Raw genomic sequence first — 24,405 nt, forward strand, 5'->3', positions numbered from 1 at the left:
TCAGTTGGGTAGAGTTCTTTTTCAATATTCAACATCAATTGGAGGGTAAGTCAAACAGTAGGATCTCACTTTCTTGATTTGCAGTTAGCCGAAGTTGGGATTCATCCCAAATAGCAATACCATCGCTGGTGGTAGCCCGGGTTCCATTGATTATCACTTCACCACGAACCACCTGGATCCAGACATTTCGTGTTTTCTCCATGTTATATTCATCCTCTTTGCCATTTTTTAATGCCCAACGCCATAATGTCATATCCTGAAAAACTTTCAGGGAGCCAGCACGGGCATCAGGAGAAAGAATTAATTGGCGACCTTCTGTAGTATCAAAACGGTGTTGTTCATAACGGGGAGTGAGTCCTGTTTTTTCCGGTATGATCCAGATCTGGTAGAGATGCAGTTGGCTATCATGCTGTGGGTTATATTCTGAGTGGCGGATGCCTGTCCCTGCACTCATAATCTGGAACTCTCCCTCAGACACTTGCCCTTTGTTACCCATACTGTCTTGATGTTCCACCGTTCCAGACAGCACATAGGTCAATATTTCCATATCCTTGTGAGGATGCATGCCGAATCCCTGACCCGCGTCAATCACATCTTCATTAATGACCCTGAGTGCAGAAAATCCCATGAAATTGGCATCATAATAGTTGGCGAATGAAAAAGTATGCCAACTGTCCAGCCAACCGTGATTGGCATGACCCCGTTCTGAAGCTTGGCGTAAGTAGATCATTACAAAATCCCTCAAATTTTTTTTGTAGTCTAGTTGAAGGAATGAAATAGAAAAGACGGGAAATTTAACCTTAAATTTCAAAATATTTGAATAAAAATAAGGCAATGACAAGACGAAAAAAAAAGCCAACATAAAGTTGGCTTATAAAAGTAAACACTGGAAGCAATGTGAGCAATGTCGTACTTTCACATGGACCCTGAAGGTGGTGCACTGAAAGTGCTAATAATGATAATCGTTCTCAATATCATTTGTAAAGTGTTTTTTTAAACAAATTTCAAATTTGAGATACTGTTTAAAATGCGATTTTTGACACATATCAGTTGTATGATTACCCCTCCAATTCCATCTGATAGAGATGTTGAGTACCCATATCATGAAATTGATAGGGCGTTAATTGGTAGCCTCGTAGCCACAGCAAAAACCATCCATCATGTGTGTCCGGGCAAAGCCCGGCGAAGCGAAACCCACCTTTTTTCAGCAATGAGTACAACCTCAGCGCTTCTTCACATGCAGGCAGTTTCAAATAGATTAATTGTCCAGAGGGAAGATCGATGACCTCCGATAAAAAGTCAGCCTGAACTTTGTATAGTGTGATTTCCAAACGTCTACCCGATTTTTTGATGGTAATAGGCTCAGAAAGAATAGAGTGCCGATACACTGATGGTTCACTTTGGGATGATTCGCCAACATATTGGCTGATTTGAGTGACCCAGCCTTGCCAGGGTCGGGGCCAGTTCAGCTTAGGTAATGGCAATGATTTAAACGGCAAAATACCCTGAATGATACTTTCGGGTTCTGGCAAACCAAATGGCGAATCAACATAATCCAGCATCAGCGCCGTAGAATAAAACCCCAAATTTTGGGCGATGTACTGGCTTTTAGGGTGTGAACATACCTGTTTCATCGTCAATAAATTATAGCCTTGCTCTTTCGCATAGCCGCATAAATAATTGCCCAGAGACTTAGCCACACCATGACCTTGAAAATCGGAACACACCGCAATAAGTGCCAGCTCTGCCTGATTTTTCTGTACCGTATCTTTAACCAGAGACGCATGACCGATGAGCAGGCCTTGATGGAATGCCAGGGCAGAATACCATTGCCCTGTAGACTGGTAGTCATTGATGAGCTTTGGTAGATAAATGTCAGGATAGACATACGAATCGCCGTAAACCTCACGGAATAATTGGCTGATCTTTTTATCATCTCCTGGCTGATAGCTGCGGATTTGAAGAGTGGATTGTAAGATAGTCATTGATTTCAACCTTAGCTATAACGACGTAGATCCACAACTCGCTGCAATTTTCCTGATCGTGGGTGCGTAGACATGCTATCAATATTGGTTTGCACGATCTCCAGCATATTCTGGTGTATACAAGCTTCTTCTAAACCCGGAAATGCGGCCATAACCCGATGGCGTATTCTGTCGATATCTACAGTTTGCAGACTTGCTACCAACAACCGAATTTGATCTTGTCCTTCTTTCTGGCTTAGCTCCAATTGCCAGGCCAAAAGCTCTGTTTGTTGTGATAACTGTGTCGTTAAGTCGTCAGGGAATAACGATAGGGTGCCAAATCGTATACGATAGCCTTGATTAGCACGTCCTTGCAGGGCAAATTTACGGCTTGGCTGTTCTGGCTCGCACCAGCAAGCCATATCACCAGTAGGATAGCGGATCACAGGCATAAGTTGTCGTTGCAGGTTAGTAACAACTAATAAGCCACGTTTCCCTGGCACAGTAATGGGCTGGTGAGTGATTTCATCGACAATTTCGATAATCGTTTCGTCAGAAAATACGCGATGCTCTCCCTGTTTACAATCGGGATCAGCAAAGCCAATCAAACCCGCATCGACACTGGCACAACCGATGGAGCCTAAACGGGCGCAAGGAAATGCTTGTCTTATCATCGTGAGCTGTGAATCAAATATGCTTTCGCCCCCGTAAAGAATGGTCTCCACCATTGGCAATGTTTGTTCCATCTCTTTCAGATAGTGAGCTAAACGGATTAACTGCACCGGGACGCCGGCCAGCACATTAATGTTGTGAAGGCGGATATTGTTAATCAGTAATTCATCCTCAACCTTACAGGTGAAAGGAAATTCCAATATCGGGATTGGTGAATTCGATAATGCGCCGTGGATAAATATAAAGCTGGTATAAAGATCGCCAGCAAAAAACAGGTTAGCCACCCGATCCCCGGCTTTTAATTGGCGGGCAATGCCTTGACCAAAGGAATAAATGAAGGCTTTCCATTCTTGTTGACTGAAAACCGATAAACGCCCTTCGCTGGTTGAGCCACCTGTTTTAAACACATGACCGCCTTCCAGCGGGGCAGTCAGCACCGGCCATGCCGGTAAGTCATTTGAATGTGCCCAATAATGGTTAGGCTCCACGAGAGGTAAATCTTCCAAAACCCAATTGTCGGGAATGGACTGATAGAGTTCTCGGTAATAAGCAGAATGCTCGCGTGTATGATGGAGCAAATCAGTCAATGTCGTTTTGGTCATCATCTTAATTTTACTCAATTAATATTTACGCAAGTCGATGAATAATGGTGTTTTCCCACTATGTTCATTGCGGTGAAACTCAGTACTTGACATGGAAATAACATCTAAATTCAGCAGGTTTCCTTCAACAACTTCGGCAATTTTGGGATCTTTTAATAAATTTTGGTGCACAGTGAGGGGATCGGTATGTTCAACCAATAGCTGAATGCTATCAACGCCATTATTGTTATGGTTGATTATCCATTGCACGGGTAATGCCAATTGTTCAGACAAATCAGCAAGATTGAAAAAAATACTGCCTATACGTAACAGGGAACCGTGGCGTTCTTTAAGTCGGAAACGTGGTGAAGTCAGGCCACAACAACAAGGTTGATTAATCCAGCAGCCGAGATCGCCTAAATTGTAGCGTTGGACGGGTTGGGCTTCACGGTGGCGGGAAGTGAATATCAGACGACCTGTTTCACCCTCTGCCACGGGTTGATCATTCTCTATATTGAGAATTTCCAGCCATTGAGTATCAGCCATTAAATGGAAAACGCCATCCTCGCTGGCTGCGCACGCATGACCCATTGGCCCCGCATCGACTGAACCGTAAATTGTTGAACGTATCAGGGTAACGCCAAAATTGGTCAGGAAATTTCGCTGGTTTATATTGAGGGGTTCGCCCCCCAGTAATAGCTTACGAATGCCGCCATATTGACGTAGTTTGGTTTCTTCATTTAGAAATAGCCGATGTATCGTGCTTGGCATACCCACCAGCGTATTAATGCGTTGATGTACGATAAAATCAGCGATTTCACTAAAGTCATTATCAGTAGGGCCACCCATTGGATATTGTGCCACGCCCAATTTATCCAGGATGGTGAAGAAGCTCATCATGCCACCGTATAACTTCCCGCCATACAACAGGTTCATGACGCGATCGGTTGCAGATTCAAGCCCTGAGGCGAATACGCCATCGGCTGCGGCCTGCATCTGCCTGTGGTAATCATGGTAGCTATAAGCCGCCAACTTAGGCGTACCACTGCTGCCACCACTGCGGAAAAACAGGCGTGCCTTATCGTTAGGAACCCGCGCCTGAAAATCTGCCTTATTCATGACAGGCAGATTTTCTAATCCGCGTGGACGTGGTGGAGGGACATCAAGATGGGCACAACCTGCCATTAAATCAGGCGCAAGGCTGACAGAGACCCGCTTGGTAAGGCGCGATAGTGCGTAGACGCCATCGTGTGGTTCACCACTATAACCATCATGCATCTGTCCCGCCGGTGTGATTCGGCTGACGCCCGCAGCAAACAGGGTATGACTCATTTCGGTGATATGCGCTTGACGGGTAATCAAAGCACAGCTTTGTAGATAGTGACGCCAGGGCAGCAAAATAGAACACAAATGCTGACGGGGTGCAGGGCGTATCTGCAATGTGCGGAACAAAGGAGATGCGGCTAATTCTTTTTCGTGTCGCCATATCACTCGCCAGCCGTCGGCTTGCCATATTTCACCGCGAACCTGTGTAAACGCAAAATCGAGTTGTTGGAAAGCCGTTTGCGTCGTAATTTCAGCTGCTTCCTGAATATCCGGTTTCAGGGCTGGATGCAATCCGGTACGGCGTTGTAAAGCGGCCGCCATTCGTTGCCCGATATGGTGTAAAACCTCAGGTTCATCGCTATCGACCAGCAAACATTGCGGACTGGAACAGGCTTGTTGGTCATAACGACAGATATCATCAGCTAATGCATCCAATTGGGTATCATCGGCGGCGTCAGGGCTTAACCAGGCAATGCTGATACGGTGCCCCCAATCTATCCAGCGGCAACCGGGGGGGAGTTGAGCACGAATGGAGGTCAGGGAAGAATCGTTGCCCCAGGCAGAAACCGCATCCGCCTGACTGAACAACTCTGTCAATTGTGTTACGGGCACAGGCAATACTGCGACCCGATCAACTAAATCACCTGAAATATCCTGGGATAAAAATTCTGCCAGCAGTTGAGCACTAAACCCGTTATCGCTGCTGCTTGGACGTAACCAGTTAATATTCCCCACCAGCAAACTCTCTATGACGGCCATAAAGGGCAAAAGTTCAGCATTGGAAGGCGTAATATGGACGACCAAGCCTAATGGTTTCCAGGTCTCATATCGGTTCTGGTTATAATCGAATCGACGCAGTGAAAAAGCATTTTGCCCCAGTTCCCGCTCCAGTTTGGCTTCCAGCGCTTCACGTTGGCAAAAAGCGATAAGCGATCTCTGTGTCTGAGCATCAAACAAGGGATGTTCACTCAGATTGACAAGATATTCGGCAAAGCGTTGTGCGCAATCCAGAACTTGCTCAGAAGTATGGGGACGTGCCAGAAGATCAGGTAAACGCTCACGTAATTGCGCGATTTTTTGTTCTGCCAATTGTTTTGAAGAAATCGGATTATTCATGGTTTTTACAGAAACAGTATTTACGGAAGACATATCAAGATCTCTTAATCAATTCTGAAGCGGCAATCGCACAACTCCGGTTTTTGCTAGTGCCAGCGCGGCCAAGCAGTTCAAACCAATCTGTTTTAAGCTCACAACCACAGCTTTCACCGGAATGCAGTACAGCCAGGTCGCTGGTAACAATGCTGTGGGCTGGGCAGGAAGTGATATAAGGGGATGTAAGATGCAGAAAACCCGGTTCCCCATAAGGTTGGCAGGTCAAGTTAGTGGTATGGCGCACATAGGCACGGGCATAGACTGGAACATGGAAATGATGGTGAGAACATTCAACATAAGGGACCGGGTGTTCAACCGAACCATAACCATCACGACAGCGAATATCAGGGATACCCAATTGTTCGGTTATCCGTTGATAGAGTTCTTTTTTAGGAATGGATTTATCGGCATGGGTTTTCCAGCCTCCGCCGAGGAAAACCAGCGATTCAGGATGTAATTTCAGTGCGGGTAGTCCCATCTGTTCCATTCTTTGCAGGGTGAACCACAAAAAGGCAGGAAAGCCGAAAATCCGCACGGGCAATCCTTCTTGGGCAAATTGCTGGAGTGCCGTAATAGTACCGAAGGGATCAAATTCATTACCTTGTCCGTTATGGCGCAAAGCATAATAAGCCCGATTTACCGGCGCATATTTACACAGGAATTGATCGGTGTAGGCGGTGCCCAGAGTGACGGCACCAGCGGGTTCATAGCTCAGCAGCAGGTAATTACAGGGTTGATCAGGCGTATTCCAGCCATAATAGTCAAAAATACAGTCCACCATATGCTGGGCAGCCGCAATACTGACAGCGTCATAGCGCATACGGCTTTTTTGTCCGGTGGTTCCAGAGGAAGTCAGTTCCAGCGCATCGTGTGCACTGTCGCTGAGTATTAGGTTATGTTTGAAATAATTGGCAAATAGCAAAGGCAGATCTGACCAATCATCCAGAGTCATTATTGCCTTTTTATCCAAGCCATGCTCTGTCAGCCACTGCTTGTAACCAGGGGTATGTTCGCAATGATATAGCGTCAGTTCATACATGGCGTTATTAAATAACGCATCATATTCGGCACAAGCACGGTAAGGATGTGTGATAGCACACAGTGCTTTGACGTGAGGTAAGTTTTGCATATCAGCACTCATTCTTCAGTAACAGCTATAAATAATTATTAATTAAACATATAGATAAACTAATTTTTTATTCTTAGGTTGGGTGTAATTATTTTTGATAGGTGTTATTAATATAATAAATAAGGCGCCTATTTAAATTTAATCTTTAGACGTTGTTGGAAGATGATGCGTTGGTTTCTGAAAATATGTAAATTTTATGAAAAACAGCTGGTTATTGATAGTAAGCAGGTGTTTTTTATCGTTACGTCAGCCCTGTGTTTGCGGAGCACATTATTTCAAACCAAATGATAACAATCAAATTGTTTTTATAATGTTATGTCTTATTTTGTGTTTAATGCAATCATTGTTTGATATATCAGTTCCATTATTTAGTATTATATGATGATTGGTTTAAGTTTAGTTTATTTAAATGGGTGAATTATTTGAAGGTAAATATTTATTTAAAGAGAAAGTCCGAATAAAAATTAAATATTACCTTTAACCATTTGTTTTAAAACAGTTAATTATTTATTTGTGCCCGGTGTATTAAATTTTCGCTCACATCAAGGGATATTTGTTTTTTTATCCAGTGATTTGCATTAATCAAGTTCCGTTTGATGAGCGGAACTTGCTGCCATGTAAGAACAATAATAATTCAAATCGCTTTTAATTATCTCTCCACAACCACCAATGCCTGCGCACAAGCCCACGCCGAACTCCATGCCCACTGGAAGTTATACCCACCAAGCCAACCGGTTATATCGACCACTTCACCAATAAAGTACAACCCTTTCACCTTATGGGCTTCCATCGTTTTTGATGACAACTCGTGAGTATCCACGCCGCCAAGAGTCACTTCTGCTGTACGATAACCTTCCGTACTATTGGGTTGCACCGGCCAGCATTGCAGGGTTGTGATTAGCGCTTTTTGCTGTGCGCCATTAAGTTGTTTCAAAGACAGTTCCGGCAATTGCCCCAGGGACTGTAAACATTCCACCAGACGTTTGGGCAGTAATTTAGCCAGCGTGTTTTTCAAACTCTGATTGGGATGAAATTCCCGTTCCTTATCCAGAAAACTCCCGAAATCTGTATCAGGAAGTAAGTTAATACTCACATACTCACCTGGCTGCCAATAGCTGGAAATCTGTAAAATAGCCGGGCCGGAAAGACCGCGATGGGTGAACAGAATATTTTCCCTGAATACGGTGCCATCTTTTGCGGTCACAACAGAGGAAACCGAGACACCGGAAAGGGTTTGAAGTTGTTCCTGTAGTGGTTTATGCAGGGTAAAGGGAACTAATGCTGCACGTGTAGGCAGGATGTTGAGTCCAAATTGTTCCGCGATACGGTAACCCAAAGGAGAGGCTCCCAAGCCCGGCATGGACAAACCCCCGGATGCCACAACAAGTGAGTGGGCGCTTACCTTTCTTCCTGCCGCCGTAATGACAAAACCCTGCGTTTTCTTCTCGACATGAGTCACTTCACTGCGCAATTGAATCGTTACCTGTCCTCTTTCACACTCTTTTAAAAGCAGGTCTATGATTTGTTGGGCTGAGTCGTCGCAGAAAAGCTGCCCCAATGTTTTTTCGTGGTAAGGGATACCCATAACGTTGTACAAGAGCAATAAAATCCCACTGGGTATAGCGAGCAAGTGCTGACTTACAAAAATGGGGATTGGCAGAAAGGTATGCTGCTGGTTCGGTATACATGTTGGTGAAATTGCAGCGCCCGCCACCGGACATCAAAATCTTGCGACCTGCTTTTTTGCCATTATCCAGTACCAGAACGTTTAACCCAGCCTGTCCTGCTTGTGCAGCACAGAATAAGCCGGCAGCGCCAGCACCAATAATCACTACATCAAATTTTTCCATTCATTTGTCTCATTTGTCTCTTTTGGCCGAGTTAATTGTGGGAATTCACTGCATTGTGAGGGTTCTGTTCACGAACTACGGAGAAAAATAGGCATTTGGTTTAACTTTCTGCGGTAAAAAGTTATTTTTCATCAAAAAAATATCAAAATATTAAAATTAAATAACCATTTGATATTATTAATAAATGCAAGAATTTTTATGTCATTTGACCATCATTAAATCAAAAAAAGGTCATATTTCTCTTTTCCCGCTACCATTTGTCACTGATAATGCGCGCGTTCATGTCCTACTAACTGGCTTAACGTTTATGCTACATCTGTTTACTGGCCTGGAATTTTATACCGGCCTTATGTTAGTGCTTGCTCTGTTGTTTGTGCTTTTCTATGAAGCCATCAATGGGTTTCATGATACCGCAAACGCAGTAGCAACTGTTATTTATACCCGGGCAATGCGTTCACAGCTTGCTGTTGTGATGGCAGGGGTTTTTAACTTTTTGGGTGTTCTCCTTGGTGGGTTAAGTGTCGCTTATGCGATTGTGCATCTACTACCTACTGATCTTCTGCTAAATGTCAGTTCAGCTCACGGTTTGGCTATGGTTTTTTCCATGCTGCTGGCGGCGATCATCTGGAATTTAGGGACGTGGTATTTCGGTATTCCTGCATCCAGTTCCCATACGTTGATTGGTTCTATTATCGGCATCGGCCTGACTAATGCGATAGTGACCCGTTCTTCAGTGGTTGATGCGTTGAATATTCCGAAGATGATACAGATTTTCATGTCCTTGATCCTGTCTCCTCTTGTTGGCCTGATCATTGCCGGAGCGATGGTGTTTTTACTGCGTCGTTATTGGAGTGGTACAAAAAAACGTCGCCGTATCCATATGACGCCTGTTGAGCGTGAAAAACAGGATGGCAAACGTAAACCCCCATTCTGGACACGTACTGCCCTGATCCTCTCGGCTGTTGGTGTGAGTTTCTCCCACGGAGCGAATGATGGTCAGAAAGGTATCGGTTTGATTATGCTGGTTCTGATTGGTGTCGCGCCTGCGGGGTTTGTCGTCAATATGAATTCAACCAGTTATGATATTGCTCGCACTCGTGATGCCGTTGTCCACTTGCAGCAGTATTATGGGCAGCATACTCCAGCGCTGACTCATGCGATTGAACTAAATCCAGCCGCTTCTTCTGTTGAAGATCAACGCGATCTGACGTTCCATTGCGATAGCTCACGCGCATTAGTGGTGCTGAATAAGGCTGAAAGCATGTTGGCGAGTACTCAAAACTTCAACGAGTTAACGCCGGATCAACGTAACAGTATGCGCCGTATGTTGATGTGCGCTGCTGATACAACCAACGTTGTGGCTAAGCTGCCAGAAACCAGCCTTGAAGATGCACGTTTCCTGAATAAGCTGCGTAAAGATTTGCTCAGTACGGTGGAATATGCGCCATTATGGATCATTGTTGCCGTGGCTCTTGCCCTGTCTTTAGGCACAATGGTGGGCTGGAAACGTGTTGCTGTGACTATCGGTGAGAAGATTGGCAAAAAAGGCATGACTTACGCCCAGGGTGTTTCTGCACAGGTGACTGCTGCGGTTTCTATTGGTGTAGCCAGCTATACGGGTATGCCGGTATCCACGACACAAGTGCTTTCTTCTGCGGTAGCGGGGACGATGTTGGTTGATGGTGGTGGTGTGCAGAGTAAGACCATCAAGAATATCATGTTGGCGTGGGTTTTGACGTTGCCGATTTCCATTGCATTGTCGGGCTTACTGTATTGGATCGCCCTGAAACTGATCTAATCACATCTTAGAAAAAAGGGTTGGTTGTTATTGTCAGCCAACCCTTTTTTATTTTTTAGTAGATAAAAAAAGACTCGATGCTTCAGCATGGGTACCCAAAGTGGTAATCCTTGATAAAAATGGTGCCAATAAAACCGCACTGGATGAATTAAGCCAGAGAAAGCCAAAAGATAAGGCCATCCGGAAAAATAAGTATCTCAATAAAATGATTGAACAGGAGCGTTGCAACGTCAAACACGTTCCATGCTGAGGTATAAAAATTTCAGGCAGGCTCAGACTGTGTTAGCCAGCGTTGAACGGGTCAGTATGTTGCGCAAAGGGTAATATCCGTAAGAGCTGGGACGTCCGATTTCACCAGACACTTTTTTCTATCAATGAATGGCATGATAATTAATCAATACACTTGCGATCGAGCTCTCTCTGTTAATGCGAAGGAACCCTTAAAATTTAGGATTTATCCATTCGTAAGTTAAGTGTTCAATAAAGCTTCTTACCCTTTGAGGAATCGGTTCCCTACGAGCTCTGATTATACTTATCATTGTTTCTTTTTCTTTCCAATCTGGCAGAACTCTAACCAATTTACCTGTGGCTATCTCATCTTTTACATCCCATTTTTCCCTCAGCGCTATACCTAATCCAGCAAGACACCATGCTTTTATGGCATGGCTGTTATCGCTACGTAAATTTCCTGAAACAGTAATTTCAATTTGCTCTTTTGCTTTATTTAATGACCATGTGTGTTGAAAAAGACCAGGGTAAGAGAATAGAAGACAGTTGTGGTTTTTGAGTTCATTAGGATGTGATATAGTCCCGCCTTGCATATATTTTGGTGAAGCAACTAAAATACGTTCACTAACTGCGAGTGGTGTAGCTATTAACTGTGAGTCAGCCAACTGGCCAAAACGTATAGCAAGATCTAATTTATTGCTGTATATATCGATTATCCGATCAGTCAACTGTAAATCGAAATTGACTCTGGGATATTTATCTATAAATGAAGTGATTTCTTTGGTGATATATTTCTCCCCAAATGCGACTGGCGCTGTTATTTTAATGTTTCCTTCCAAATTATTATTTCCTTTATTATCTATGGTATAGATGTTTTCTAAAAGTGATAAAGCTGTACGCACATATTTCGCAATAGCTGTTCCCTCATCGGTAATTTTTATCATTCGGGTATTTCGTTCGAACAAACTGACATTTAAGGCAGCTTCCAGTCGTGCTATCTGCTTACTGACGCTTGAAGGCGTTTTATTCATTATTCGTGCAGCAGCTGAAAAACTATTAGAGTCTATCACAGTTAAAAAAGTCACAAGATCATCAAGGTTACTGAGAGCCATAGAGTTGTTCTATTTTGGAAAAAGAGATAGTCCATTTTATCTTTTTAGGATTATATATCAATGCATTTAAACTACTACTCATTCTGTTGACCAAGAAATTGATTACCCTAGTAATTATTTTTAATAAGGTAATAATTATGCCTCTTGCTATATACGCATTAACGGTTGGCGCTTTTGGAATTGGCGTAACTGAGTTTGTTATTATGGGATTATTAATAGAAGTCAGTACTGATTTAGGTATTTCTATACCTGCCGCAGGGTTACTGATATCAGGATATGCTTTAGGTGTTGTTATTGGAGCACCATTTTTAACAAGCTTGATGAATAATTGGCCTCGCAAGCGTGTATTATTAGTGCTTATGGTAATTTTTATATGTGGTAATGCAGCATGTGCCTTAGCTCCAAATTATGAGTTACTAATGGCAGCACGTATATTGACTGCTTTTACTCATGGCACTTTTTTTGGGATTGGTTCTGTAGTTGCAACTAACCTGGTTCTTGCCGAAAAGCGTTCATCTGCTATTGCTGCTATGTTTACAGGGCTTACGGTTGCTAACATCGCTGGTGTTCCTTTTGGTACTTGGCTTGGTCAGTATTTAGGATGGAGGGCAACTTTTTGGGCTATAACTATTATCGGTATTATTTGTTTAGCTATTATTGCCATGTTCATACCTTACTGAAAGTAAACCATCTGATAGCAGTAATTGGCGTAATGACTTGAAATCAATGGCAAAAAAACCTGTCATATTTGGATTATTATCTACTACTTTAGGTTATGCCGGTTTTTTTGCTGTATTCACATTTATTTCTCCAATATTAACTCAAATCAGTGGCTTTGAACTATCAGAGATATCGCCTATTTTGCTATTATTTGGAGTTGGTTTAGTCATAGGAAATATTGCCGGTGGACGGCTAGCAGATAAGAAGATTTTACCTACCTTGATTTGGACAATTGCTCTATTAGGTTCAACATTAATAATCATGACGTGGGCTATGAATTATAAAGCAACAGCTTTGATTTTTACTGTCTTACTTGGCATAACCGCATTTTCTACAGTTTCACCATTGCAGACTTGGATATTAAAAAATGCTGAAGGAGCCGGACAAAGTCTTGCTTCCAGTCTAAATATAGCCGCCTTTAACTTAGGGAATGCCATAGGGGCATGGATAGCCGGTATTATTATAGAGTATGGGCCTAGTTTATCATACATTTCTGTATTTGCCTCTTTATTAACATTCTCTGCAATCGGCGTAATTTATATAAGTATCAATTTGGCACATAAAGACAACTGAGGATAATCGGCTCTGTTGCATTAACAGAGCCCCTTTCTCTATCAATTGTTTGTATAAATGATTAACCGTCACACGAACTTTCTTTGGTAATGAGACATAATCTAGAACGTGGTGAAAATAAACGATTACTACTGGTTTAACAGTGGAGTTTCATTTCATTGTAGTGCACGACGATTTTTGCATCTTTTGCGACATAGTAATTAGGAACCGAGTAGGCAATGGTCGCAAAATAAATTTTGCCGCGATTTTTAAAATCTGCAATTGCGATATATCCAATAACACCCGATGCCATTCTGCTTCCTGAGGTTTTGCATCATCCTTTTTGTAGTACACTGCCACAGTATTACCATGGAATGGTTCAGTAGCTGCTACATAACTGAAGATGTCGTTACCTATCCGACCAACATCCATATCACCATTGCCTTTAAAACCGGTTTTTTCAAACTGAGTGAGTTCGTCTGTACCTATCAATACTCGCCGCCAGTCACGAGTTTCATCATCGAAATACACACCCTTATCAGAGGCTAGTACCACTGAGTCACGGGAAGAGCCATGTATCAACCCCGTTTTCTTTTCTGCGCCATGAATCATACGGAATGTACTATCGTCGATGACTGTCATATGCCATTCTTTTGCATTCAACACATCATCCGGCTGGGTAAATAACACAATTGGCAGGACTGCACTGGATTTTCGTACCAATACAACTCTCCCAATGTCAAACCATAGCCAAAGCGATCGGTTTTTCCATCTAGGTTTAAATCTGTTGCCTCTAACCAATAACCATCACGTAAATTTTTCGCTACGACTTCTTTAGATCGGGGGGATGTAAAATTCATCGTTTCTCACATTTACGTCAGATCATCATCGCTATCAGGCAAAGCAGAACAACGCCACAGAGTATTTCTGTCAATATAAATTGTTTCCTCATCCTTTCGCATAACAAGACGACATCAGGGTCGTGATGGTTAAGATAACTTTGTGAATTGATATAACGCACGAGCCGGATCTGCTTATTAAATTGACCATTAGCTTTAAAAAAACCATTCCCATCAACGGATTGATACAGCATGGGATCTGATTCACGTAAAATTGACAGAAGTACACGGAGCGAAGAACAGTAGCGCATTATGTTAATAATGCAGATAAGGCAAACTGCCCAAAATAGTGCAATGGTATTGAACATACTTCCCCCTCCTGATTGTGGCAGTAAAGGTTGCTAATAACTGCCAGCAAAAGAAGAAACCAATAAGAAACGTTTTGATTTGAATAATAACTATATTGAATCTTAGTTAAAAATACAGTGTCCAGCAGGTATTATCGTAAGGCATATAATCCGCTATTGTGGCTGGTTTGAAAGTAAAACAATAAGTTGTGATCACAACAACACTCAAAAGACACATTGAGCGGTTATAGTATAAACATCGAATCATGGCGTTTAATGTTGCCTATCCATTTAAACGACGTTATGGAAGGAGTTCTTATGGCTTACAAACATATTCTTGTTGCGGTTGATTTATCCCCGGAAAGCCGGATTTTGGTGGAAAAAGCGGTATCATTGGCGAAACCGTACAATGCCAAAATTTCCCTGATCCATGTTGATGTTAACTACTCTGATCTTTATACCGGCCTGATTGATGTAAACCTTGGCGATATGCAGGAGCGTATTGCGGATGAAACGCGTAATTCCCTGAAAGAACTCTCTGCTAGTGCAGATTATCCCGTTCAGGAAACGTTGAGTGGCAGTGGTGATTTAGGGCAAGTCCTTGTCGATGCGATTAAGCAATACAATATGGATCTGGTGGTATGCGGCCACCATCAGGATTTTTGGAGTAAGTTGATGTCTTCAGCACGCCAGCTTATTAACACCGTTCATATTGATATGTTGATTGTTCCTTTGCGTGACGAAGAATAATCTTCGGTTGATATTTTATTCCGTAAAATCGCCTGCTTATGCAGGCGATTTTTTTATCCGCAGAAAAGATAATGAAACTGGTTTAGAAATTGTCAAAGGTATTTTTGAGAAAATACATAAAAATAGTTGTTGAAATTTAAGCATAGAACAGTGCTATATTCAGAAAGCAAACCGTAACTACCTCACATTTTCGACAAAAAAATAATATGGAAAATGGCAGGGGGTCATCACATCTGCATGACAAAAAGGAAGCCCGAATGAATGTTTCATTATCTTTAGTTTCGTTTCTCGATTTGGTTCAATCCCGTAATCAGCATCAACCAGAATACCTACAGGCAGTACGAGAAGTGTTGACTTCTCTCTGGCCTTTTCTGCAACAAAACCCACAATATTGTGAGCAAGGGTTATTGGAACGTCTGGTGGAGCCGGAAAGAGTTATCCAATTCCGCGTCTGCTGGGTGGATGATCAAGGGAAAGTACAGGTTAACCGCGCATGGCGGGTTCAGTTCAGCTCAGCTATTGGGCCGTTTAAAGGCGGAATGCGTTTTCACCCTTCTGTTAATCTTTCTATCCTGAAATTTTTAGGTTTTGAGCAGACATTGAAGAATGCGTTAACAACGTTGCCGATGGGCGGCGGAAAAGGGGGGGCTGATTTCGATCCCAAAGGGAAAAGCCACGGCGAAATTATGCGATTTTGTCAGGCATTGATGACAGAACTTTACCGCCATTTGGGACCAGATACCGATGTGCCGGCCGGGGATATTGGCGTAGGCAGCCGTGAAGTTGGGTTTATGGCAGGTATGATGAAAAAACTGTCGAACAATACGGCGTGCGTTTTTACGGGTAAGGGCCTTTCTTTTGGTGGCAGCCTGATCCGCCCTGAAGCTACCGGATATGGGCTGGTTTATTTCACCCATGAGATGCTTAAACGTCATGGTATGGAACTTGAAGGCAGGCGAGTATCTGTGTCCGGTGCGGGGAATGTCTCCCAGTATTCCATTGAAAAATGTATGGAATTGGGGGCGAAAGTCGTCACCGTATCGGATTCAGGCGGGACGGTATTGGATGAAGAGGGTTTTACACCGGAGAAACTGGCTCATCTTCAAGAGATCAAAAACCAGCGTTACGGCCGTGTGGAAGAGTATGCCAAAGAGCGTGGACTGACTTTCCTTAAAGGCCAGGATCCGTGGTCCATTCCTGTGGATATAGCCTTGCCTTGTGCGACGCAGAATGAACTGGATTTGGAAGCAGCACAAACATTGATCAAAAATGGTGTGAAAGCGGTTGCGGAAGGCGCCAATATGCCCGCGACGATTGAGGCTACTACGGCTTTCCTTGATGCAGGCGTTTTGTTTGCACCGGGTAAGGCGGCTAATGCGGGTGGCGTGGCAACTTCGGGTCTGGAGATGGCACAGAACGCAGCACGCCTGAGTTGGAAAGCGGAAAAAGTGGATATTCGCTTACATCACATCATGCTCGATATCCATCAGGCTTGCGTAGAATATGGTGGAGAAGAGCAACAAACTAACTACGTACAAGGCGCAAATATCGCTGGCTTTGTCAAAGTGGCGGATGCGATGTTGTCACAAGGCATTATTTAGGAAAGTAATTATTTATAAAATAATTGTGTAGTCAGGCAATTTAAAAACCCCAATAGAACATGGGGTTTATTTTTTCTAACAAGGATAAATATCGAATCGGTGGTTTTTGGTGGTAATGGCAGCGGATGCTTTAACACCTGCCAGTGGTTCTGCATAATCAGGCCGTTTTACCACAACCCGACGTTTTGCCAGCGTTCTGGCAGGTTCCAGCAAACTATCAGCATCCTCATCCGCCCCGACCAACGATTGGAAAATCCGCATCTCTTTTTTGACCAACGCGCTTTTTTGCTTATGTGGATACATTGGATCAAGGTAAACCACATCTGGCGGCGGTGTAATATCTGTCAACGCCGTAATGCTTGAGGCATGGATCAGTGTCATGCGTTCTTTCAGCCAGCTACCAATCTCTTCATCCTGATAGCCACGCTGTAGGCCGTCATCCAACAAAGCGGCTACCAAGGGGTTGCGCTCCAACATCCTGACATGACAGCCGATAGAAGCCAGTACAAAAGCATCGCGTCCCAACCCGGCGGTGGCATCCACAACATTGGGTAAATACTCTTTCTTGATGCCGACGGCTTTCGCAACGGCTTCGCCCCGGCCACCACCAAAGCGACGACGGTGTGCCATTGTTCCGCTGACAAAATCGACATAAATCCCGCCCAGCTTAGGCTCATCGCGCTTGCGTAATTCCAATCGCTCGGGAGTCAATACTAGTGCCATGACTGAGTCTTCATCGTGGATCAGATCCCAACGTTCAGCCAATAACGACAAGGCGCTGCGATCAGCGCCTTCTTCACAAATCAAACAAATCTTCACTGGTCATTATCCGCCGATGCCGTAGCTCTTCAGCATGGCATCCAGTTCTGGTTCACGACCACGGAAACGGACAAACAGGGTCATTGGATCTTCTGAGCCGCCGCGGGTCAAAATATTGTCGAGGAATGACTGACCGGTGGCGCGATTGAAAATTCCCTCTTCCGAGAAGCGGGAATAGGCATCGGCTGCCAGCACATCCGCCCACAGATAGCTGTAATAACCCGCTGCATAACCACCATTAAAGATATGGCTAAAGGAGTGCGGGAAGCGTCCCCAATCAGGTGATGGCGCAACTGCAACCTGTTTTTTCACAGATTGCAGCGTTTCCAGGATTTGCGCTCCTTTGGCGGGATCATATTCCACATGTAAGCGGAAATCGAACAGGCCAAACTCAAGCTGGCGCAGAATTTTCATTGCGGCCTGATAGTTTTTGGCTGCCAGCATATTATCCAGCATCTCTTGTGGCAGCGGTTCCTGCGTTTGATAGTGACCGGAGATAAAGGTTAATGCTTGCGGCTCCCAGCACCAGTTTTCCATAAACTGACTTGGGCACTCTACCGCATCCCACGGCACGCCACTGATGCCGGCAACATCCAGGGCTTCAATTTCGGTCAGCATATGGTGCAGGCCATGCCCAAACTCATGGAAGAGTGTTGTCACTTCATCGTGCGTAAACAGGGCGGGTTGATCACCGACTGGCTTATTGAAGTTACAAGTCAGATAAGCGACTGGGTTTTGCAACTCGCCAGATGCATGACGCATTCTGCCGACATAACTGTTCATCCATGCGCCACCGCGTTTATGTTCACGGGCGTAAAGATCTAAATAGAAACTGCCGCGCAATACCTGCTGATCATCATACAGGTCAAAGAAACGAACATCAGGGTGCCATGTATCGACATCATGGCGCTCTTTGGCGGTGATGCCATAAATGCGGCGAATGACTTCAAACAGTCCTTCCAGCGCCCGTTGTTCCGGGAAGTAAGGACGCAGTTGTTCATCATCAATGGAGAAGTCATGCTGCTTTTGCTTCTCGCTGTAATAGGCCAGATCCCACGCTTCCAGCCCATCAACACCGTGGTGAGATTTGGCAAAGTCGGTGAGTGTTTCCAACTCTTCTTGACCTTGTTGATGGGCGCGTTTGGCCAGATCGTTCAGGAAATCGAGCACTTGCTGAGGTGTTTTGGCCATTTTGGTTGCCAGGGAACTTTCAGCATAGTTCTTGAACCCCAGTAATTGGGCGAGTTCATGACGTAATGCAAGGAGTTCCGCCATCATTTCACTGTTATCCCATTTCCCGGCATCTGGCCCTTGATCGGAAGCACGGGTTGTATAGGCGTAATACATTTCTTTGCGCAGTTCACGATTATCGCCATAGGTCATAACGGGCAGATAACTGGGCATATTGAGTGTCAGCAACCACCCATCCAGCCCTTTGGCTTCGGCGGTGGCCTTGGCTGCGGCTTTGGCACTTTCAGGCAGACCAGCCAGATCGCTCTCGTCGGTAATCAGCTTGGTCCATCCCATGGTGGCATCCAGCAAATTATTGCCGAACTTTGCACCCAGCTCAGATAAACGGGCCGTAATTTCACCGTAACGCTTCTGTTTCTCTTCTGGTAAGCCAATGCCGGTCAATTCAAAATCACGCAAAGTATCTTCAATAACCTTGCGCTGTGGCTGGGGAAGGGTTTCGAAGGCTTGGCTCTCTTTTAATGATTTATATGCCTGATATAACCCTTTGTGTTGCCCCAACCAGGTATCGAATTCAGAGAGCAGGGGCAGGCTTTGCTCATAGGCTTCGCGGAGTTCTGGACTATTCTTAACCGCATTCAGATGTTCGACTGGCGACCACATACGGGAAAGCCTGTCTTTCTCTTCTGAAATGGGTTGGCACAGGTTATCCCAGGTAAAAGCAGTGTTTTCGGATAAAATCTTCTCAATTAACTGGCGGTAATTGGCTAACGTCTCTTTCACAGCAGGCACGACATGTTTTGGTTCGATTGCAGAGAACTCAGGCAATGCAGAAGATGTCAGTAACGGATTAGTCATAATGAGTGCCTTATAGGTATATTTGGGTACAGGCTTAAACCAGCCCCGCATCCCAATGGGTTGTTGACGATAGATGGGGATAAGATATCGTGAGTTCAATGCTAATGCCGCACTTTTATGCGAATAATTAGGCTCTTTTTCTGTCAGAGATCTGTGATGTCATGGAAACGTTTAGATATTATTGGAGGCGCGCTATAACCCCGTCATTTATCAATTTCTGACACGTTCTCGTTGGGCGGAAGGTGTTGATCTCGAAGCAGTTCGGTCTGCTATTGAAAACAGCCTGATATTTGGATTGTACAAAGATAAAACCCAAATAGGATTTGCGAGGCTCGTCACAGATTTTGCGACGTTCGGCTATCTATGTGATGTTTATGTATCGGAAAAGTATCAAAAACAAAAGGACGACAAATAAACTCTGCCACTTTTTTGGTATCTGACCAGTTTTCTACCGTTGGTCGTGCAGATTTATCTGTAACTTGTTTATTAATCTGCCGTTGCAGGTATTTTTTTTTTGGTTTTGGAGATAATTGTTGAGAGGGCACTTATGCTTGTGCAAAGGCAGATAATAGTAGACTGATAATCCCCAAATAAGTTAAGTATCTTGAGTAAAACATAATGGTATACGCCTTGTTTGAGATTAAAAAATTATGGCATAAATTTTTGGTGGCGCCATTAATATACTGCTATGGTATGCGTTTGGGATTACTTATCGATAAGATTAATGTTAACAGATATATCGATTAATCTTGTAATTACGGATGGGGTTGTAAAATGTTAAGCAGGATTTAAATAATGTTTTTTGCATCGAATAAGCATGAGGTGTTCTTATTTTTTTGAAAAAGAAAAGCATACCTCACCTTATTTTTAGTGAGGTATGTTATTTAAAAGATTTTATAAATAATTCAATATGTCAAATGACGATATATCAATAAAATTATCATTTGGATATTAAGTATATTGATTCATAAGGTTTAATTTTAATCTCATGATCTACCGTTGCTGGTGATGAGTAATTGCTCATCAATACCTGCCATTCTGTGCTTACAAGTGAAGTCTCTGGAGACCAGAGTTGAGTTTCATCGCTTAGGTTTGCAATAACCAGCAAGGTTTGATCCTGCCAACGACGCAGATAGCACCACAGTGAAGGGTGCTCTGGCAGCAAATCCAGGTAATCACCGTAGGTCAGAATGGGCTGTTGCTTTCTCAATTTAATCAAATTGTGGTAGCAATAGAAGACGGAATCTTCATCCTGTAATACGGTTTCAGCGTTGATCTCTGAGTAATTACTGCAAGGCGCAATCCACGGCGTTCCGGTGGTAAAACCCGCGTTTGCTGAATCATTCCACTGCATGGGGGTTCGGCTGTTATCACGGGATTTCTGCGCCAAAATTGCCAGTATATCCTCTGCTTGCATACCTTTCTCAATGCGCTCTTGATACATATTCAGGCTCTCGATATCCCGATAATCTTCAATACGCGTAAAGTGAGGGTTTGTCATGCCCAGCTCTTCGCCCTGATAAATATAAGGCGTACCCTGCATACCATGCAGCACCATCGCCAGCATTTTAGCGGATGTTTTGTGGTGCTGGTGTTCATCCCCGAACCGGGAAACAATGCGCGGTTGATCATGGTTACACCAAAAAAGCGCATTCCAGGCTTTTTGGTGCATACCCTGCTGCCAGGTTGAGAAAATCTTTTTCAGTTCAACATAATCTGGTTTTGCCCGAGTCCATTTTTCTCCATTTGGGTAGTCAACTTTTAGGTGGTGAAAATTAAACGTCATGGACAGCGTCGTTCCGTCCAGAGCAGCATAGCGTTGGCAGCTCTCAAGGCTGGTGGATGACATTTCACCAACGGTCATTAATCCCTTGGGCTGGAAAACATCACGGCTCATTTCTTGCAGAAACTCATGTATCCGCGGGCCATCGGTGTAGAATCGGCGGCCATCGCCGTGATCATCACTAGGATAATCTTGCTGTTTTGATACCAGGTTAATGACATCCAGACGCAAGCCATCAACGCCACGATCAGCCCAGAATTCACAGATTTTCTTCAGCTCAGTGCGAACCGGTTCATGCTCCCAATTCAAATCGGCTTGTTCAACCGCAAACAGATGGAGGTAATATTGTTGGCTCTCTGTATGCCATTGCCACGCATGACCACCGAATTTGGATTTCCAGTTATTGGGCAGGGAACCTTCAGAACCATCCCGCCAGATATAAAACTGGCGGTAGGGGCTGTTAATATCCTGCGCCGCCTGGAACCACGGGTGTTGGGTTGAGGTGTGATTGAAAACCATATCCAAAATAATGCGAATGCCACGGCGATGGGCATTTTGCACCAAATTATCAAAGTCCTCCATCGAGCCATAATCAGGATTGATGGCACAGTAATCAGCGACGTCATAACCATTATCAACTTGTGGAGAGGGATAAATTGGCGTGATCCAAATGGCTTCAACGCCAAGTCGCTGTAGATAATCCAGCCGCTGGGTGATCCCGTTGATATCTCCTGTGCCACTACCGGTACTATCCTGAAAACTTTTGGGATAAATTTGGTAGATAACGCTATCCATCCACCAGGGTTTTTGTTCCGTCATAAATAGATACCTATAAAATTAATTGGCCTGTTTATTGGGTAAGATCAGCATTGGGTAAGGTCGCTTTGCGTTCATTTCTACGATAAGCCAGAACGGTCAGCAGGAATGGCACAATAATTGCGACGATCATAGCAAGCAGATAAACCATCCAGAACTGCGGCTTGATAGACAGAATTCCCGGTATTCCGCCAACGCCGATACCATTGGCCGTGACATGGTTGAGTCCACAAATCAGCCCGGCTATGGCCGCCCCAATCATCGCACAGAACATGGGGTAACGGTATTTCAGGTTGATTCCATACATAGCGGGTTCGGTGACACCCAGATAGGCTGAAATCGCCGCAGGAACAGAAATTTCGCGCTCTTTTTGTTTCTTGCTTGCCCAGACAATGCCGACAACGGCAGAACCTTGAGCGATATTAGATAGCGCAATAATCGGCCAGATAGGGGTGCCTCCGGTGCTTTGGATCATTTGCAGATCGATTGCCAGGGTGGTTTGGTGTACACCGGTGATCACCAGCGGGGCATAGAAGAAACCAAACAAGGCGGCTCCAATAGGCGCAAAACTCCCCGTCATTAGACTTTTAACAACCCAGGCAACACCATCACCGATAGCACGTCCGGCAGGGCCTATCAGGGCATGGGCAAGGAGGACGGCCAGTATCAGAGAAGTCACAGGGACAATCACAAGATAGAGATAGTCTGGGACCCATTTTTTCAGCCGCGTTTCAATCCACCCCAACGTTAGGCCAGCTAATAGGGAAGGAATAACCTGTGCCTGATAACCGACTTTAGAAATGGTAAACCAGCCGAAATTCCAGACTTCGGGCGTTTGTTGCCCAAGCAGGTAAGCATTCATCAATTGTGGGGAAACCAGGGTAATGCCGAGAATAATCCCCAGAATGGGTGTTCCGCCCATTTTTCTGACGGCAGACCAACAGATACCCACAGGGAGGTAGAAGAATACCGCTTCACCAATTAGCCAGAGAAAATCATAGACACTCTGCCAGACAGGGTAGAGTTGCGCGAGCGATTTGCCTTCACTAAACGGGATATCGCCGATCAGGTTACGAAAACCGAGGATTAAACCGCCGCTGATCAGGGCTGGGAGTAATGGGAAGAAGATCTCAGCAAAATGTGAAATTGCATTTTCATACCATTTCATATTTTGGCGAGCTGCTTGCTTAACCTCTTCTTTATTAACGGATTGTTTCCCCGTGGTTTCAAGCAGAGCTTTGTAATAGACATCCACATTCGTCCCAATCACAACCTGAAATTGTCCGGCATTAGTGAAGCATCCCTTGACCATTGGTAACTCTTCAATGGCTTTGGCATCGGCATTTTCTGGTGTATTAAGAACGAATCTGAGGCGGGTGATACAATGACTGACGGAAGCGATATTTTCTTTACCACCAATCAAGGTAATAAGATTATCAATATCCTTTTGATTTATTTGTTTTTTCTTCATGCCTTTGCTCCTTGGTGTGGCAGGAGTGATAAATAATGGAGTTTTGCGATTAACAGAATGATTACGCTCGTGATGAGATAATGAATAGACTGAAATAATAGCAGGTTGATCCTAGACAGATTTTTGTATTTTGAATATGAAAAGATGTTTTGTTTGAGTTTTAGATCACATTTTAGGCCATTGATTTGAAATTAAAGGGTTTTTTATATTCGTGATGCTTATCATTATCGGATTTTTAGTTTTTTTGGTAATTAATAGATATGGGTTATGGGTTTATGTTATCGATTGGTAAAATAAAGCAAGATCCATACCCTATTGAGTCACAACTTGGAGGGATAATTTTAGCTTTATTTTTGACCAAAATGAATTAATAAAGGAAGGAATATTTTGATACGGCCATTCACCTGCGGCGTTTTTCATAATCCACTCATAGGTTCCAGCACCCATAATTGTGGCACCGATATTTTGATAAAACTCATCATAAGGAGTGGCATCATCACCTGGAGGACAATCATATAACCAACCTAATTCATGGTTTTTAGTAGCAATGTAACCATCCATTGTAGCGGCGACATAATAGATGAGTTTTGACATAGTATTTCCTCATTTTTGTACACTGCCATCATAAAGGCGACACCTGTACCAATGGAACAGAAGCTGCCGATGATGAGCTTATCGACATGGGTTAAATCAGGTGATAAGTAACGGGCGCATTCGTCAAATGAATGACCGTGATAGTAACCGGAATAGTAACTGAAACGGCCAACCTGAATATTGGGATTGGTGACCTGTTCCGCTAATGTTTTGCCCTTAAAGGGGCTATCGAAATAGTTTTTCATAGGGTAT

At 43.9% G+C, this 24,405-nt stretch carries 20 protein-coding genes and 3 pseudogenes; 7 read left to right on the forward strand and 16 right to left on the reverse strand.

From position 1 onward, the window contains the following. Positions 1-34: 34 nt before the first annotated feature. The 6 genes and pseudogenes from AAY47_RS00870 to AAY47_RS00895 all read right to left on the reverse strand — a co-directional run bounded on the left by AAY47_RS00870 (position 35) and on the right by AAY47_RS00895 (position 8,674). On the reverse strand, positions 35-730 hold the full coding sequence (locus AAY47_RS00870; RefSeq protein ID WP_047766364.1) for a pirin family protein: 696 nt from the start codon (positions 728-730) through the stop codon (positions 35-37). Between the two features lie 328 nt (positions 731-1,058). Then, positions 1,059-1,985 (reverse strand): GNAT family N-acetyltransferase, encoded by a 927-nt coding sequence (locus AAY47_RS00875; RefSeq protein ID WP_047766365.1) that lies wholly within the window; start codon positions 1,983-1,985, stop codon positions 1,059-1,061. Between the two features lie 11 nt (positions 1,986-1,996). Beyond that, positions 1,997-3,241, reverse strand: coding sequence for a phenylacetate--CoA ligase family protein (locus AAY47_RS00880; RefSeq protein WP_047766366.1), 1,245 nt, complete (start codon positions 3,239-3,241; stop codon positions 1,997-1,999). 15 nt (positions 3,242-3,256) lie between these two features. Further along, the gene (locus AAY47_RS00885) at positions 3,257-5,692 is read right to left on the reverse strand and encodes an acyl-CoA reductase (protein ID WP_047766367.1); all 2,436 of its coding nucleotides are present in this window, start codon (positions 5,690-5,692) and stop codon (positions 3,257-3,259) included. Between the two features lies 1 nt (position 5,693). After that, positions 5,694-6,824: an acyl-protein synthase gene (locus tag AAY47_RS00890; protein ID WP_047766368.1), complete on the reverse strand. Its 1,131-nt coding sequence runs from the start codon at positions 6,822-6,824 to the stop codon at positions 5,694-5,696. 649 nt (positions 6,825-7,473) lie between these two features. Beyond that, positions 7,474-8,674 (reverse strand): annotated as a pseudogene (locus AAY47_RS00895) (NAD(P)/FAD-dependent oxidoreductase). Positions 8,675-8,981: 307 nt separating this feature from the next. On the opposite strand from AAY47_RS00895, the gene pitA reads away from it, so the two are divergent. Together pitA and AAY47_RS23225 are read left to right on the forward strand one after the other, a co-directional pair. Further along, complete coding sequence (gene pitA / locus AAY47_RS00900) at positions 8,982-10,472, forward strand: inorganic phosphate transporter PitA (protein ID WP_047766445.1); 1,491 nt, start codon at positions 8,982-8,984, stop codon at positions 10,470-10,472. Positions 10,473-10,572: 100 nt separating this feature from the next. Further along, positions 10,573-10,722, forward strand: a complete 150-nt coding sequence (locus tag AAY47_RS23225) for a hypothetical protein (protein ID WP_160300186.1) — start codon at positions 10,573-10,575, stop codon at positions 10,720-10,722. A 190-nt stretch (positions 10,723-10,912) separates the two neighbouring features. Here the strand turns inward: AAY47_RS23225 and AAY47_RS00910 are convergent, their stop codons facing one another. Further along, positions 10,913-11,812, reverse strand: coding sequence for a LysR family transcriptional regulator (locus tag AAY47_RS00910; protein ID WP_047766369.1), 900 nt, complete (start codon positions 11,810-11,812; stop codon positions 10,913-10,915). Between the two features lie 14 nt (positions 11,813-11,826). Here AAY47_RS00910 and AAY47_RS22335 point away from each other — a divergent pair, with 14 nt between their 5' ends. Then, positions 11,827-12,492 carry an MFS transporter gene (locus tag AAY47_RS22335; RefSeq protein WP_200897701.1) on the forward strand — a complete coding sequence of 222 codons (666 nt, stop codon included), beginning with the start codon at positions 11,827-11,829 and terminating at the stop codon, positions 12,490-12,492. A 46-nt stretch (positions 12,493-12,538) separates the two neighbouring features. Continuing rightward, positions 12,539-13,105 (forward strand): MFS transporter, encoded by a 567-nt coding sequence (locus AAY47_RS22340; protein WP_200897703.1) that lies wholly within the window; start codon positions 12,539-12,541, stop codon positions 13,103-13,105. Between the two features lie 150 nt (positions 13,106-13,255). On the opposite strand, the gene AAY47_RS00920 is transcribed toward AAY47_RS22340, so the two are convergent. The 3 genes from AAY47_RS00920 to uspB are packed head-to-tail and all read right to left on the reverse strand — an operon-like array spanning position 13,256 to position 14,291. Further along, complete coding sequence (locus AAY47_RS00920; RefSeq protein ID WP_419177425.1) at positions 13,256-13,774, reverse strand: hypothetical protein; 519 nt, start codon at positions 13,772-13,774, stop codon at positions 13,256-13,258. Next, positions 13,744-13,944 carry a hypothetical protein gene (locus AAY47_RS22345; protein WP_200897707.1) on the reverse strand — a complete coding sequence of 67 codons (201 nt, stop codon included), beginning with the start codon at positions 13,942-13,944 and terminating at the stop codon, positions 13,744-13,746. Before AAY47_RS22345 ends, AAY47_RS00920 begins: the two co-directional genes overlap by 31 nt. 17 nt (positions 13,945-13,961) lie before the next feature. After that, positions 13,962-14,291, reverse strand: a complete 330-nt coding sequence (gene uspB / locus AAY47_RS00925; RefSeq protein WP_047766371.1) for a universal stress protein UspB — start codon at positions 14,289-14,291, stop codon at positions 13,962-13,964. 297 nt (positions 14,292-14,588) lie between these two features. Between uspB and uspA the strand changes: the two genes are divergently transcribed. Both uspA and gdhA read left to right on the forward strand, forming a co-directional pair. Continuing rightward, positions 14,589-15,020: a universal stress protein UspA gene (gene uspA, locus AAY47_RS00930; RefSeq protein WP_047766372.1), complete on the forward strand. Its 432-nt coding sequence runs from the start codon at positions 14,589-14,591 to the stop codon at positions 15,018-15,020. Positions 15,021-15,277: 257 nt separating this feature from the next. Further along, positions 15,278-16,621: an NADP-specific glutamate dehydrogenase gene (gene gdhA / locus AAY47_RS00935; protein ID WP_047766373.1), complete on the forward strand. Its 1,344-nt coding sequence runs from the start codon at positions 15,278-15,280 to the stop codon at positions 16,619-16,621. Positions 16,622-16,696: 75 nt separating this feature from the next. Here gdhA and rsmJ read toward each other — a convergent pair whose 3' ends face one another. Then, the gene (gene rsmJ, locus AAY47_RS00940) at positions 16,697-17,440 is read right to left on the reverse strand and encodes a 16S rRNA (guanine(1516)-N(2))-methyltransferase RsmJ (protein ID WP_047766374.1); all 744 of its coding nucleotides are present in this window, start codon (positions 17,438-17,440) and stop codon (positions 16,697-16,699) included. Between the two features lie 6 nt (positions 17,441-17,446). Further along, the gene (gene prlC, locus AAY47_RS00945; RefSeq protein WP_047766375.1) at positions 17,447-19,489 is read right to left on the reverse strand and encodes an oligopeptidase A; all 2,043 of its coding nucleotides are present in this window, start codon (positions 19,487-19,489) and stop codon (positions 17,447-17,449) included. A gap of 205 nt (positions 19,490-19,694) precedes the next feature. Between prlC and AAY47_RS00950 the strand changes: the two are divergent. Beyond that, positions 19,695-19,886 (forward strand): annotated as a pseudogene (locus AAY47_RS00950) (GNAT family N-acetyltransferase); the annotation flags it as partial. Between the two features lie 543 nt (positions 19,887-20,429). On the opposite strand, the gene treC reads toward AAY47_RS00950, so the two are convergent. The 4 genes and pseudogenes from treC to AAY47_RS20245 form a co-directional block, all read right to left on the reverse strand. Further along, positions 20,430-22,091: an alpha,alpha-phosphotrehalase gene (gene treC / locus AAY47_RS00955; protein WP_047766376.1), complete on the reverse strand. Its 1,662-nt coding sequence runs from the start codon at positions 22,089-22,091 to the stop codon at positions 20,430-20,432. A 31-nt stretch (positions 22,092-22,122) separates the two neighbouring features. After that, positions 22,123-23,559 (reverse strand): PTS trehalose transporter subunit IIBC, encoded by a 1,437-nt coding sequence (gene treB / locus AAY47_RS00960; RefSeq protein WP_047766377.1) that lies wholly within the window; start codon positions 23,557-23,559, stop codon positions 22,123-22,125. Between the two features lie 312 nt (positions 23,560-23,871). After that, positions 23,872-24,153 (reverse strand): dihydrofolate reductase family protein, encoded by a 282-nt coding sequence (locus tag AAY47_RS00965; protein ID WP_200897712.1) that lies wholly within the window; start codon positions 24,151-24,153, stop codon positions 23,872-23,874. A gap of 23 nt (positions 24,154-24,176) precedes the next feature. Next, a pseudogene (locus tag AAY47_RS20245) lies at positions 24,177-24,398 on the reverse strand (type B chloramphenicol O-acetyltransferase); the annotation flags it as partial. Positions 24,399-24,405: the final 7 nt, after the last annotated feature.

Origin of the sequence: Xenorhabdus griffiniae (assembly GCF_001028135.1) — a bacterium.
In the GTDB taxonomy this organism is placed as follows: Bacteria; Pseudomonadota; Gammaproteobacteria; order Enterobacterales; family Enterobacteriaceae; genus Xenorhabdus; species Xenorhabdus bakwenae.

Coding starts and splice junctions, on each gene's coding strand:
- AAY47_RS00870 (WP_047766364.1), bottom strand. CDS start 730: ATGATCTACTTACGCCAAGCTTCAGAACGGGGTCATGCCAATCACGGT.
- AAY47_RS00875 (WP_047766365.1), bottom strand. CDS start 1,985: ATGACTATCTTACAATCCACTCTTCAAATCCGCAGCTATCAGCCAGGA.
- AAY47_RS00880 (WP_047766366.1), bottom strand. CDS start 3,241: ATGATGACCAAAACGACATTGACTGATTTGCTCCATCATACACGCGAG.
- AAY47_RS00885 (WP_047766367.1), bottom strand. CDS start 5,692: ATGTCTTCCGTAAATACTGTTTCTGTAAAAACCATGAATAATCCGATT.
- AAY47_RS00890 (WP_047766368.1), bottom strand. CDS start 6,824: ATGCAAAACTTACCTCACGTCAAAGCACTGTGTGCTATCACACATCCT.
- pitA (WP_047766445.1), top strand. CDS start 8,982: ATGCTACATCTGTTTACTGGCCTGGAATTTTATACCGGCCTTATGTTA.
- AAY47_RS00910 (WP_047766369.1), bottom strand. CDS start 11,812: ATGGCTCTCAGTAACCTTGATGATCTTGTGACTTTTTTAACTGTGATA.
- AAY47_RS22340 (WP_200897703.1), top strand. CDS start 12,539: ATGGCAAAAAAACCTGTCATATTTGGATTATTATCTACTACTTTAGGT.
- AAY47_RS22345 (WP_200897707.1), bottom strand. CDS start 13,944: ATGAATTTTACATCCCCCCGATCTAAAGAAGTCGTAGCGAAAAATTTA.
- uspB (WP_047766371.1), bottom strand. CDS start 14,291: ATGTTCAATACCATTGCACTATTTTGGGCAGTTTGCCTTATCTGCATT.
- uspA (WP_047766372.1), top strand. CDS start 14,589: ATGGCTTACAAACATATTCTTGTTGCGGTTGATTTATCCCCGGAAAGC.
- gdhA (WP_047766373.1), top strand. CDS start 15,278: ATGAATGTTTCATTATCTTTAGTTTCGTTTCTCGATTTGGTTCAATCC.
- prlC (WP_047766375.1), bottom strand. CDS start 19,489: ATGACTAATCCGTTACTGACATCTTCTGCATTGCCTGAGTTCTCTGCA.
- treC (WP_047766376.1), bottom strand. CDS start 22,091: ATGACGGAACAAAAACCCTGGTGGATGGATAGCGTTATCTACCAAATT.
- treB (WP_047766377.1), bottom strand. CDS start 23,559: ATGAAGAAAAAACAAATAAATCAAAAGGATATTGATAATCTTATTACC.
- AAY47_RS00965 (WP_200897712.1), bottom strand. CDS start 24,153: ATGTCAAAACTCATCTATTATGTCGCCGCTACAATGGATGGTTACATT.